The sequence below is a fragment of the Mesorhizobium sp. M0139 genome (assembly GCF_040322455.1).
Taxonomy (GTDB): domain Bacteria; phylum Pseudomonadota; class Alphaproteobacteria; order Rhizobiales; family Rhizobiaceae; genus Mesorhizobium.
Genome location: NZ_JAMYTN010000005.1, coordinates 24,942 through 37,794, shown reverse-complemented (window position 1 = coordinate 37,794; position 12,853 = coordinate 24,942). Strand labels below are relative to the sequence as shown.

General features: G+C 63.8%; 11 protein-coding genes. All 11 read left to right on the top strand.

What is annotated here, in order from left to right; all coding sequences use genetic code 11:
- Nucleotides 1–26 precede the first annotated feature (26 nt).
- Complete coding sequence (locus NKJ58_RS09595; RefSeq protein ID WP_023804701.1) at nucleotides 27–1,085, top strand: LacI family DNA-binding transcriptional regulator; 1,059 nt, start codon at nucleotides 27–29, stop codon at nucleotides 1,083–1,085.
- Nucleotides 1,082–2,092 carry a Gfo/Idh/MocA family protein gene (locus NKJ58_RS09590; protein ID WP_023804700.1) on the top strand — a complete coding sequence of 337 codons (1,011 nt, stop codon included), beginning with the start codon at nucleotides 1,082–1,084 and terminating at the stop codon, nucleotides 2,090–2,092. Before NKJ58_RS09595 ends, NKJ58_RS09590 begins: the two co-directional genes overlap by 4 nt.
- Nucleotides 2,089–3,690: an acyl CoA:acetate/3-ketoacid CoA transferase gene (locus NKJ58_RS09585; RefSeq protein WP_023804699.1), complete on the top strand. Its 1,602-nt coding sequence runs from the start codon at nucleotides 2,089–2,091 to the stop codon at nucleotides 3,688–3,690. The genes NKJ58_RS09590 and NKJ58_RS09585 overlap by 4 nt, the downstream gene beginning before the upstream one ends.
- Entirely contained in the window at nucleotides 3,683–4,459 is a 777-nt protein-coding gene (locus NKJ58_RS09580; RefSeq protein WP_023683222.1) for an enoyl-CoA hydratase/isomerase family protein, read from the top strand. Before NKJ58_RS09585 ends, NKJ58_RS09580 begins: the two co-directional genes overlap by 8 nt.
- 10 nt (nucleotides 4,460–4,469) lie before the next feature.
- Nucleotides 4,470–5,981 carry an aldehyde dehydrogenase family protein gene (locus tag NKJ58_RS09575; RefSeq protein ID WP_023671184.1) on the top strand — a complete coding sequence of 504 codons (1,512 nt, stop codon included), beginning with the start codon at nucleotides 4,470–4,472 and terminating at the stop codon, nucleotides 5,979–5,981.
- A gap of 58 nt (nucleotides 5,982–6,039) precedes the next feature.
- Nucleotides 6,040–7,293 (top strand): ABC transporter substrate-binding protein, encoded by a 1,254-nt coding sequence (locus NKJ58_RS09570; RefSeq protein WP_027049809.1) that lies wholly within the window; start codon nucleotides 6,040–6,042, stop codon nucleotides 7,291–7,293.
- Nucleotides 7,294–7,543: 250 nt separating this feature from the next.
- On the top strand, nucleotides 7,544–8,494 hold the full coding sequence (locus NKJ58_RS09565) for a carbohydrate ABC transporter permease (protein WP_023671182.1): 951 nt from the start codon (nucleotides 7,544–7,546) through the stop codon (nucleotides 8,492–8,494).
- Nucleotides 8,491–9,450, top strand: a complete 960-nt coding sequence (locus NKJ58_RS09560) for a carbohydrate ABC transporter permease (protein ID WP_023814627.1) — start codon at nucleotides 8,491–8,493, stop codon at nucleotides 9,448–9,450. Before NKJ58_RS09565 ends, NKJ58_RS09560 begins: the two co-directional genes overlap by 4 nt.
- A gap of 20 nt (nucleotides 9,451–9,470) precedes the next feature.
- Nucleotides 9,471–10,586: an ABC transporter ATP-binding protein gene (locus tag NKJ58_RS09555; protein ID WP_023671180.1), complete on the top strand. Its 1,116-nt coding sequence runs from the start codon at nucleotides 9,471–9,473 to the stop codon at nucleotides 10,584–10,586.
- Between the two features lie 5 nt (nucleotides 10,587–10,591).
- Entirely contained in the window at nucleotides 10,592–12,094 is a 1,503-nt protein-coding gene (locus NKJ58_RS09550; protein ID WP_023814628.1) for a GMC oxidoreductase, read from the top strand.
- Complete coding sequence (locus tag NKJ58_RS09545) at nucleotides 12,091–12,852, top strand: 3-ketoacyl-ACP reductase (protein WP_023814629.1); 762 nt, start codon at nucleotides 12,091–12,093, stop codon at nucleotides 12,850–12,852. Before NKJ58_RS09550 ends, NKJ58_RS09545 begins: the two co-directional genes overlap by 4 nt.
- Nucleotide 12,853 lies beyond the last annotated feature (1 nt).

Genomic DNA, 12,853 nt, shown 5'->3' with positions numbered 1-12,853 from the left:
TCATTTAGGCGGAGGAAACCACCGACATGGCCAGCCGGGCCAAGGCAACGATCCTGGACATCGCCCGCGAGGCTGGTGTGTCCAAATCGACGGTGTCGCTTGTGCTGCAAGGCTCAGGGCTGATCCGGCCTGAAACCGCGGTCAAGGTTCGCAAGGCGATCGAGGATGTCGGCTATGTCTACAACCGCGGCGCCGCCAATCTGCGCAAAGCCCATTCCAACGTCATCGGCATGGTCATCAACGATCTCACCAACCCCTTTTTCGCCGAGCTGGCGGTCGGCATGGAGCGCGTCTTCCAGTCGGCCGGCATCGTGCCCTTCATCGCCAACACGGCGGAGAACCCGGTGCGCCAGGAAGAAGTGCTGAAGTCGCTGATGGAACAGGGCGTCGCAGGCCTGATCGTGTCACCGGCACGCGGCACCACGCCGGGCGCCTTCCGTCGCCTCGAGATGGCGGGCGTGCCGGTCGTCTTCGCCATGCGCCGCCTGCCGGACAGCCGCATCCCGGTGATCGCTCCTGACAACCATCGCGGCGCGTATCTCGCCGCCGCCCATCTGATCGGCAAGGGCCATCGCCGGCTGGCCTTCTTCGGCGGCACCTCCGACCTGGTCGTCTATCAGGAGCGCCTGGGCGGTTTTCGTGAAGCTTGCGAAACATTGGGCATTGCCAGGCGCGACGTGCTTGTCGTCGAAGGCGAGACCAGCCGCAGGGGCGGCATCGCGTGCCTGGAAACCGCCCTTGCCATGGCCGAGCCGCCGACGGCGGCACTGTGCTTCAACGATGCCGTCGCCTTCGGCGTCATGCTGGCGCTGCGCAAGCGCGGGCTGGAGCCCGGCGCGGACTTTGCCGTCGTCGGCTTCGACGACGTGGTCGAGGCCGAGCATTATATGCCGGCGCTGACCAGCGTCTCGGTCGACACACCCGGCCTCGGTGAACGCGCCGCCCACGTCATGCTGAAGATGATCCAGTCGCGCACCACGCATGCCGAGGACCATATCGGCGCCGTCAATCTGGTCGTCAGGGACAGCTGCGGTCCCGGTCGCCGCGCCCAGGACACATCAGCAGGAATGGGAGACGCGGCATGAGCGTCAGATGGGGACTGATCGGCGCCAGCACGATCGCCAAACAGTTCATGATCAACGCCATCCGCGCACAAAAGGATGGCGAGATATCAGCGGTGATGAGCTCCAACCCGGAGCGCGCCAAGACCTATGCCGCAGAAAACAACATTCCTCTCGCCGTCTCGACGCTTGACGATTTGCTCGGCGCCGACATCGACGTCGTCTACATCTCGACCACCAATGAACTGCATCTCGAACAGGCGCTGGCCGCGATCAAGGCGGGAAAGCATGTTCTGTGCGAAAAGCCGCTGGCGCTGAACAGCACTGATGCGCGCACGATCGTCGCCGCCGCCAAGGAAGCCGGCGTGGTGCTTGGCACCAACCATCATCTGCGCAATGCCGGCGCCCACCGCGCCATGCGCGACGCCATATCAGCCGGCCGCATCGGCAAGCCGATTGCCGCGCGCGTCTTCCATTCCGTCTATTTGCCGGAAAACCTGCAGGGCTGGCGCATTACCAAGCCTGAGGCCGGCGGCGGCGTGGTGCTCGACATCACCGTGCATGATGCCGACACGCTGCGCTTCGTGCTCGGCGACGACCCGGTCGAGGTCTCCGCCTTCACCCAGTTGGCCGGCATGGCCAGCAGCGGGCTGGAAGACGGCGCCATGTGCATCTGGCGCTTCGGGTCGGGCATCATCGCCCAGTCGCATGAAGGCTTCACAACCAAGTTCGCCGATACCGGCTTTGAGGTGCATGGTTCCGAAGGTTCGCTGATCGCAAAAAATGTGATGACGCAGAAGCCAGTCGGCTCGGTGCTGCTACGCACCGCCAAGGGCGAGGAAGAACTGAGCTTCGACCGAGAAGACCTCTACGCCAGGTCGCTGCGCCAGTTCCATGCCGCCATGCGTGGAGAAGGCCAGCCCTCCGCCACCGGCGAGGACGGCGTCTGGTCGCTGGCCTCAGCCGAAGCAGCGTTGCAGTCGGCAAAGTCCGGCAAGGCCGTCACTATCGATCCGAAAGGTGTCGTGTGAGCAAGCTCGTCTCCGCCGCTGAAGCAGCAAGCCTCATCAAGGACGGCATGACCGTCTCCGTCTCGTCGTCGAGCGGCCTTGGCTGCCCTGACGCCGTCCTGGCTGCCATCGGCGAGCGCTTCGACGCCGAAGGCCATCCGAAAGACATCACCACGCTGCATCCGATCGCCGCCGGCGACATGTATGGCATCAAGGGCATCGACCATCTGGCCAAGCCCGGCTTGTTGAAGCGCACGCTCTGCGGCTCCTATCCCTCGGGCCCCTCCTCGACCGAGCCGCCGCAGATATGGAAGATGATCGGCGACAATTCGGTCGCTGCCTACAATGTGCCCTCCGGCATCCTGTTCGACATGCACCGCGAGGCCGCCGCCAAGCGGCCCGGTGTGCTGACCAAGGTCGGCCTCGACACTTTCGCCGACCCGCGCCACCAGGGCTGCGCCATGAATGCGGCTGCAAGCGAGCCGATCGTCTCGGTGCAGCAGTTCGACGGCGAGGAATGGCTCTATTTCCGCTCGATCGTGCCCAACGTTTCGATCATCCGCGCCACCACCGCCGACGAGCGCGGCAACCTGACCTATGAACATGAAGGCGCCTATCTCGGCGGCCTCGAACAGGCACTCGCCGCGCGCAACAATGGCGGCATCGTCATTGCGCAGGTCAAGCGGGTCGTCGAGAACGGCACGCTGAAGCCGCATGACGTGCGCGTGCCCGGCGTCCTGGTCGACCACATCGTGGTGGCGCCGGACCAGTTGCAGACGACGTTGACGCCTTACGACCCGGCGATTTCGGGCGAGATCTTCCGGCCGTTGTCCAGCTTCCGCAACGCTGAGATGAACGTCCAGAAAGTAATCGCGCGCCGCGTCGCCATGGAATTGCGCGACGGCATGGCGGTCAACATTGGCTTCGGCATCTCGGCAAACGTGCCGCGTATCCTTCTCGAGGAAGGCCAGCACGGCAAGGTCACCTGGGTGATCGAGCAGGGCGCCGTCGGCGGCGTGCCGCTGCTCGACTTCAAGTTCGGCTGCGCTTCCAATGCCGAAGCGATCATGCCCTCGCCGCACCAGTTCATCTATTTCCAGGCCGGCGGCTTCGATGCCTCGCTGCTCTCCTTCTTGCAGATCGACCGCCATGGCTCCGTCAACGTGTCGAAACTCTCGGCCCGGCCACATGTCACCGCCGGGGCCGGCGGCTTTGTCGACATCACGGCACGGGCGAAAAAGATCGTCTTCTCCGGCTTCTTCAATGCCGGCGCAAAACTGTCGCTCGCCGATGGCGGCATCCGCATCGATGCAGAAGGCAAGGTCAAGAAGGTGGTCAACGAGGTCGAACACATCTCCTTCTCCGGCAAGCGCGCCGTCGCGCAAGGGCAGGACATCACCTACGTCACCGAGCGCTGCGTGATGAAGCTGACGCCGGACGGTCTGATGGTGACGGAATTGGCGCCCGGCATCGACCTCGAACGCGATGTGCTGGCGCAGTCAGAGATTCCGCTCGGCATCGCCAACGATCTCAAGTTCACGCCGGCGGCTCTCTATCAGGACCGGCCGATCGGCCTGTCGCTGAATGGTGGCGCTTCTCTCGGAGGCGCGCATGGCTGAGCGCCTCGTCACCTTCGAGCAGGACGGCGCCATCGGTATCGTCACGCTGCGCCGGCCGGAGAAGTTCAACGCGCTGGACATTCCAATGCTGCGCGCGCTCGAGACAGCGCTCGACGAAGCCGAAATGGCTGAAGGCGTGCGCGTCGTGCTGATCCGCGGCGAAGGCAAAGGCTTTTGCGCCGGCGGCGACGTCGAGGCCTGGGCACAAATGAGCGCTGCCGACTTTCAGGTGCAATGGGTGCGCTACGGCCACCGTGTCTTCGACCGACTGGCGCGGCTGCGGCAGCCGACCATCGCGGTGCTTTCCGGCCATGCGCTGGGTGGCGGGCTGGAGCTGGCGGTCGCCTGCGACTTCCGTGTCGCCGAAACGCAGGTGAAGCTCGGCTTCCCCGAGACATCGATCGGCGTCGTCCCCGGTTGGTCCGGCACGCAGCGCGCCGTGCGCCGCTTTGGGGCCCAGATCGTGCGCCGCATGGCACTCGGCGGCGAGCTCTTTGCCGCCTCCGACGCGCTTGCCCTCGGCGTCGTTGACCGCGTGGTCGAGACCGGCCAGGCGCTGGCAGAGGCCAGGACTTGGGCCGAAAAAATCGCCGGGCGCGGGCCGCTCGCAACCGAAGCCGCCAAGCTGATGATCGCAGTCGCCGAAGGCGAGGAAAGTGCGGCCGCCACCGAGGCGCTCGCCAGCGGCTTCGTTGCGCTGACCGGCGACCTCAAAGCCGGCGTGAGCGCCTTCAAGGCCAAGCAGAGGCCGGCCTTTTCCAGATCCTAGAGAAAGCATGATGAACGCACCGCTCAACATTTCCATGCCGGCCGAGGCGTCCAAGGCGCCGAAGGCTTACAAGCTCCTGATCGACGGCAAGCATGTCGATGCCCGTGACGGCCGCACGATTGCGCGCAACAGCCCCGGCCATGGCTTCACCGTTTCGCGCTATGCGCAGGCCGGCGAGGCCGAGGTGGAGGCGGCCATGCAGGCCGCGCACAAGGCATTCGAGACCGGCCCGTGGCCGCGCACGAAGGCGGCCGAGCGCGCAGCCATCCTGCTCAAGACGGCCGACCTGATCGAGGCCCAGCTCGAAGACATCGCCCGCCTCGATGCGCTGGAGTCCGGCAAGCCGATCGCCCAGGCGCGTGGCGAGATCGGCGGCGCCGTCGACATCTGGCGTTATGCCGCCTCGCTCGCCCGCACGCTGCACGGCGAGAGCTACGCCAATCTCGGCGACGCCATGCTGGGCGTCGTCCTGCGCGAGCCGATCGGCGTCGTCTCGATCATCACCCCGTGGAATTTCCCGTTCCTGATCGTCAGCCAGAAACTGCCCTTCGCGCTCGCCGCCGGCTGCACCGCGGTGGTCAAGCCGAGCGAAATGACCTCGGCCTCGACCTTCGTGCTCGGCGACATCCTGATGCAGGCCGGCCTGCCCGCGGGCGTCGTCAACATCCTGGCCGGCCTCGGCGCCGATGTCGGGGGGCCGATGGTCAGCCATCCGCTGGTCGAGATGGTGTCGTTCACCGGCTCTACCCGCGTCGGCAAGATGACCATGGCTTCCGCCGCGCAGTCGCTGAAGAAAGTCTCGATGGAGCTCGGCGGCAAGAACGGCCAGATCGTCTTCCCCGATGCCGATCTCGAGGCGGCCGCTGACGCAGCAGTGTTCGGCGGCTTCTTCAACGCCGGCGAATGCTGCAATGCCGGCAGTCGGCTGATCGTGCATGAAGCCATCGCCGACGATTTCCTCGCCACTGTCAAGGCCCTGACCGCCAAGGTAACGGTCGGCGACCCACTCGACGACCGAACCAAGGTTGGCGCGATGATTTCCGCCGACCATCTGACCAAGGTCGCAGATTACGTTGCGGCAGCAGCAAAAGACGGCAGCAATGTCTATAGCGGTGGCGGCCAATTGGCGTCCAATGCCGGCCAGTACCTCGATCCGACCATCATCCGCGGCGTTACCGAAGACATGGCTATTGCGCGCGAGGAAGTGTTCGGCCCGGTGCTCTCCGTGCTGACTTTTGGATCGATTGAAAAGGCGTTGCACATCGCCAACAACACGCCCTATGGTCTGTCTGCAGGGGTGTGGAGCGCCAGCATCGACACTTGTATGTCGGTGGCGCGTGGTGTGCGTTCGGGGACCGTTTGGGTGAACACATTCATGGAAGGCTTTCCCGAGTTGCCATTCGGGGGCTACAAGCAGTCCGGCATCGGACGCGAACTCGGCAAACGCGCTGTCGAGGATTATACCGAGGAAAAGACAATCCAGTTTCATCGCGGCCAGCGCACCGGTTGGTGGGTCGGCTGAGTTTGGAAGAACCCGGTGGGCTTCCACCGGTCGTGTAATGCAACAAGGGAGGTAGAACATGTTGCGCAAACTGCTTATCGGAACGGCTCTGGCGACGGCCTTTGCTTTCTCGGCCCATGCCGAGGACGTCAAGGAAGTGCAGATGCTGCATTGGTGGACGTCGGGCGGCGAAGCGGCTGCTCTCAATGTCCTCAAGGGCGACCTTGCCAAGGAAGGCTATGCCTGGAAGGACGTGCCGGTGGCCGGTGGTGGCGGCGACGCCGCCATGACTGCGCTGAAGGCGATGGTCGCGGCCGGCAATTACCCGACCGCGTCGCAGATGCTCGGCTACACCGTGCTCGACTATGCGGCGGCCGGCGTGATGGGCGACCTGACCGAGACGGCGAAGAAGGAAGGCTGGGACAAGTCGGTTCCGGCAGCCCTGCAGAAGTTCTCCGTCTATGACGGCAAGTGGGTCGCTGCTCCAGTCAACGTCCACTCCGTCAACTGGCTGTGGATCAACAAGGCGGTGATGGACAAGATCGGCGGCACCGAGCCAAAGACCTTCGACGACTTCGTCGCCCTGCTCGACAAAGCCAAGGCGGCTGGCGTCATCCCGCTCGCCCTTGGCGGCCAGAACTGGCAGGAAGCCACCATGTTCGACTCGGTTGTGCTGTCGACCGGCGGACCTGAGTTCTACAAGAAGGCCTTCAACGACCTCGACGACGAGTCCCTCAAGTCGGACACGATGAAGAAGTCGTTCGATAACCTCGCCAAGCTCGTCACCTATGTCGACCCGAACTTCTCGGGCCGCGACTGGAACCTTGCCACCGCCATGGTCATCAAGGGCGATGCCCTGGTGCAGGTGATGGGTGACTGGGCCAAGGGCGAGTTCAACGCCGCCAAGAAAACGCCGGGCACCGACTTCCTGTGCTATCGCTTCCCGGGCACGGAAGGCTCGGTGGTCTACAACTCCGACATGTTCGGCATGTTCAACGTTCCGGACGACCGCAAGGCCGCCCAGGTCGCGTTGGCCACCGCCACCCTGTCGAAGAGCTTCCAGTCGGCCTTCAACGTCGTCAAGGGTTCGGTTCCCGCCCGTACCGACGTTCCCGACACCGACTTCGACGCGTGCGGCAAGAAGGGCATCGCCGACCTGAAGGCTGCCAACGAAGGCGGCACACTGTTCGGCTCGCTTGCCCAGGGCTATGGCGCGCCTCCGGCGGTCGCCAATGCCTACAAGGACGTCGTTTCGAAGTTCGTCCACGGTCAGATCAAGACCTCGGACGAAGCCGTGACCGAACTGGTCAAGGCAATCGACGACGCCAAGTAAGCCCTGGCCAGCAAGACACCTTCCCCGCTTCGGCGGGGAAGGTTCGCCTCAGGATTGGCCGGCTGGCGCAATTCCAGGAAAAGTGTGAGCGGTTTTCCGGCCGGAATTGCGTAAAAGAAAGAGTAGAGAGGTTCGCCGTTTCCGTGAAACGGTGAAACCCTCTTGAACACCATGCCGACCAGAGACCGTATGCACGGGGCCGCCTTGCCGCCTGACGGCAGGCACGGACGACCCGAACGGGAGGAGCCCTATGAGCAGTGTAGCGACAACCCAGATCAAGCTGACGCCCGAGCGGTCTCGCCCCTCCGTGCGCGCGCGACTGCAGGACGCGCTGCCGAAGATCGTGCTGGCGCCGAGCTTCGCCATCACCATCGTCTTCGTCTATGGCTTCATCCTGTGGACGGTCTATCTGTCCTTCACCAATTCCAAGACTTTTCCGTCCTATGTCATCACCGGACCGCGCGCCTACCTACGGCTATGGGGCTGGACGTTCGACTCCGACCCGCCATCGAGCTGGTACACGTCGATCGTCAATATGGGCATTTTCGGCTTTCTCTACATCGCCATCTGCCTGGCGCTCGGCCTGTTCCTGGCCATCCTGCTCGACCAGAAGATCCGCGGCGAAGGCGTGCTGCGGCCGATCTATCTCTACCCGATGGCGCTGTCCTTCATCGTCACCGGCGTTGCCTGGAAATGGTTCCTCGACCCGGGCCTCGGCCTCGAACAGACATTGCATCAATGGGGCTGGACAAGCTTCCATTTCGACTGGATCAAGAACAAGGATTTCGTCATCTACACGGTGGTCATTGCCGGCGTCTGGCAGGCCTCCGGCTTCATCATGGCGATGTTCCTGGCCGGCCTGCGCGGCATCGACGGCGAGATCATGAAGGCGGCGCAGATCGACGGTGCCACCACCTTCCAGCTCTATCGCCGCATCGTCATTCCGCTGCTGCGGCCAATCTTCCTGTCGGCCTTCATCGTGCTCGCCCACCTCGCCATCAAGTCGTACGATCTGGTGGTGGCGCTGACCAGCGGCGGCCCCGGTGGCTCGGCCTGGCTGCCGTCCAACTTCATGTATGAGTACACCTTCAAGCGCAACGAAATGGCCGTCGGCTCGGCCAGTGCCGTGATCATGCTGATGACCATCGTCGCCATCATCGTGCCTTATCTCTATTCGGAACTGCGGGAGAAGCCGCGATGAGCGCTGTCGCCACCCCTGCCCGTCCCGCTGCTTCCCGACAGGCCTCCGGCGGCATCAGCACCAAGACCCTCAACCGCATCGTCATCTACGGGCTTCTGGCGCTGTTTGCGCTGTTCTATCTGATGCCGCTGTTCGTCATGCTGGTGACCTCGTTCAAGACCATGGACGAGATCCAGAACGGCAACATGCTGGCGTTGCCCAAGGCGCCGACCTTCGACCCGTGGCTGAAGGCCTGGGGCGAGACCTGCGTCGGCCTAACCTGCGCCGGCATCAAGGGCTATTTCTGGAACTCGATCAAGATGGTGGTTCCAGCCGTACTGATCTCGACCATGCTCGGCGCGCTCAACGGCTACGTCTTGACCAAATGGCGTTTTCGCGGCGCCACGCTGGTGTTCGGGCTGATGCTGTTTGCCTGCTTCATTCCGTTCCAGTCGGTGCTGCTGCCGATGGCGACCATCCTCGGCAGCCTGGGACGTTTCGGCGTGAAGCTGCAGAATGCGACGGGTACGACCTTCGGTCTCGGCAATCCGACGGTCAACCTGGTTTTCGTCCATGTCGTCTACGGCATCGGCTTCACCACGCTGTTTTTCCGCAACTATTACGAGGCGTTCCCGAACGAACTGATCAAGGCGGCGCAGGTCGACGGCGCCTCCTTCTTCCAGATCTTCCGCCGCATCATGCTGCCGAACTCGATGCCGATCTTCGTCGTCACCGTCATCTACCAGTTCACCAACATCTGGAACGACTTCCTGTTCGCTTCGGCTTACGCCGGCACAGGCGACTCCATGCCGATGACGGTGGCGCTCAACAACGTCGTCAACACCTCGACCGGCGTCGTCGAATACAACGTCAACATGGCGGCCGCGATGATCGCGGCTCTGCCCACCCTGATCGTCTACGTCGTCGCCGGCCGCTATTTCGTGCGCGGGCTGATGGCTGGCGCGGTCAAGGGCTGATCAATTCGGAAGGAACGACCATGGCTTTTCTGGAAATTGATGGGCTGAAGAAGCGCTTCGGGAATGTCGAGATCCTGAAGGGCATCGATGTCGAGCTCGAAAAGGGCGGCTTCCTGGTGCTGGTCGGCCCGTCCGGCTGCGGCAAGTCCACCTTGCTCAACACGATTGCCGGCCTGGAGCAGATCACCGAGGGCGAAATCCGCGTCGACGGCCGCGCCATCAACGATCTGCACCCATCCAAGCGCGACATCGCCATGGTGTTCCAGAGCTATGCGCTCTATCCGAACATGACGGTGGCCGGAAACATCTCCTTCGGCATGGAGATGCGCGGCGTGCCGGCCGACGAACGCCAAAAGGCGATCGACAAGGTGGCCAAGGTCCTGCAGATCGGCCACCTCCTGCAGCGCAAGCCGAGCCAGCTTTCCGGCGGCCAGCGCCAGCGCGTCGCCATGGGCCGGGCGCTGGTGCGCGACCCCAAGCTGTTCCTGTTCGACGAGCCTTTGTCCAACCTCGACGCCAAATTGCGCGTTGACATGCGCATCGAGATCAAGCGCCTGCATGCCACCACCGGCACAACCATCGTCTACGTCACCCACGACCAGATCGAGGCGATGACGCTGGCTACCAAGATCGCCGTCATGCGCGACGGCGAGGTGCAGCAGTTCGGCACCCCGGCCGAGATCTACAACAACCCGACCAATTTGTTCGTCGCCGACTTCATGGGTTCGCCAGCGATGAACCTGATCCCGGCGACCATTGCCACGTCGGGAAATGCGCTGTCCGTCGTGTTGGAGCGCGAGGCGCGCGAGCCGATCACGCTGCCGATGGCCAACGCGCCGGCGGGTCTTTCGGCATTCCAGGGCAAGCCGATCATCTTCGGCGTGCGCCCGGAAGCGCTGACCGATCCGGAAGGTGCGGAACGCAACGCCTCCAACATTGCCACTGCCGACCTGCACATCGAAGTGGTCGAGCCGGCAGGGTCCGATACTTTCGCGGTGACCAATCTCGGCGGCAAGGGCGTGGTGGCGCGGTTGCGGGCCGACGCCAACATCCAGCCGGGCACCAGCACGCCGCTCGCCTTCAACCTGACCAAGGCCGTGTTCTTCGATCCGGCGACCGAACACCGCATCCGCTGATCGAGATGGTCAGCCCCGATATCGTCATCATCGGCTCCGGCATCGGCGGCGCTACGATCGCCTCCGGTCTGGCGGGCAGCGGCGCCTCGATCCTGATGCTGGAGCGCGGCGAGCCCTTGACGGCAACGCCGCATGCCCGCGACACGCGCTCCATCTTCGTCGACGGCCACTACCGTCCGAAGGAGATGTGGCGCGAGCCCGGCGGCGCCGCCTTCAACCCCGGCAATTACTACTATGTCGGCGGCAATTCGAAATTCTACGGCGCGGTGCTGATCCGCTACCGCAAAGAGGATTTCGCCGCCGTGGAGCACTTCGGTGGCGTCTCGCCGGCATGGCCGTTTTCCTACGATGAATTCGAGCCTTGGTATTCGAAAGCCGAGCAGCTGTTTCGCGTCCGCGGCTCACTTGGCGAGGACCCGACCGAACCGTTCCACTCGGTCCCCTATGCCTTCAAGCCGGTGCCCGACGAAGCGCCGATTGCGCGCGCCCGCGCCGAGCTGAAGGGACTGGGCCTGCACCCCGCCTCGCTGCCGCTCGGCGTCGACATCGACACCTGGCTGAAGGAGGGCAAGACCGGCTGGGACGCATTCCCCAACACCGCCCAGGGCAAGGTCGATGCGCAGACCGGACCGCTGACGGCTGCACTTAAGGACAGCAATATCCGACTCGAAACCGGCTGCCATGTCGAATATCTCGAAGCGTCGTCCGACGGCAAAAGCATCGCTGCCGTTCACTACCGTCAGAATGGCGAGCTGAAGAAAGTCGCGCCGAAGCTGGTCATCCTGTCCGCCGGCGCGGTCAATTCCGCCGTCATCCTGCTGCGCTCGCCTTCACCAGATGGCAAAGGCTTCGCCAACCGCTCCGACCAGGTCGGCCGCAATTTCATGAACCATAATTCGAGCGCCATGCTGGCGATCGATCCGCGCCGCAGGAACGACAGCGTCTACCAGAAGACGCTGATGCTGAATGACTACTATCTCTCCGACGGCAAAGGCGGCAAGCCGCTCGGCAACGTCCAACTGCTCGGCAAGATCGACGGCAACATGTTGAAGGCCAACGTCAAACGCGTGCCGAAATTCGCGCTCGATTACATGGCCGGTCGCGCCGTCGACTGGTATCTGATGTGCGAGGATCTGCCCGATCCGGAAAGCCGCATCATGGTCGACGGCAAGGACATCGTCATGCAATGGCGGCGCTCCAACATGCAGTCGCTGGACGGGCTGACCAAGGTGATGCGTGAGAACTTCCGCGCCTGCGGTTATCCCATCGTGCTGTCGCGTCCCTTCGACAAGCGCACGCCCTCGCACCAGTGCGGCACGGTGAAAATGGGCGATGACCCGGCGACGTCGCCGCTCGACCCCTTCTGCCGCGCCTTCGACCACCCGAACCTGTTCGTCGTCGACGCCAGTTTTCTGCCGAACTCCGCAGCCGTGAATCCGGCGCTGTCGATTGCCGCCCAGGCGTTGCGCGTGGCCGAGCATATTCGCCGAACGGACCTCGCGGCATGACCCGCCCCGCAGCCATCGTCACCGGCGGCGCGCGCGGCATTGGACTGGCCTGCGCCGAGGCGCTGGCCGATGCAGGCTTCGACATTCTCGTCGCTGACCTGGCCAACGACCCCGCCAAACGGCTTGTTGAAAACATCATCGCGCGCCGCGCAAAGTTCGCTTACCACCGATGCGACATTGCCAGCCTTCCCGATCACGCATCGCTTATCGACGCCGCCACGCATGAGTTCGGCCGAATCGACTGCCTTGTCAACAATGCCGGCGTCGGCGCCATGGTGCGCGGCGACCTGCTGGAACTGACGCCCGAAAACTTCGACCGTGCGCTCGGCATCAATCTGCGCGGCACCGTATTCCTTAGCCAGGCCGTCGCCAAGGCGATGCTGGCGGCTCCCAGCAATCATCCGCGCTCGATCATCACCATCACCTCGGTCAGCGCCGATATGGCCTCGCCGGAACGCGCCGACTACTGCATCTCGAAAGCCGGCCTTTCGATGTGGGTGAAGAACCTGGCGCTACGGCTTGCGCCGGAAAACATCGGCGTGTTCGAACTGCGGCCGGGCATCATTCGCACCGACATGACCGCGAGCGTATCAGCCAAATACGACGCGCTTATCGACAGCGGCCTGGTGCCGGCAAAACGCTGGGGCGAAGCATCGGACATCGGCGCCGTGGTGGCGACGCTTGCCGCCGGCAAGCTCGGCTTTTCCACAGGCTCGATTATCAATGTCGACGGCGCGCTCTCCGTGCCTCGACTGTAGG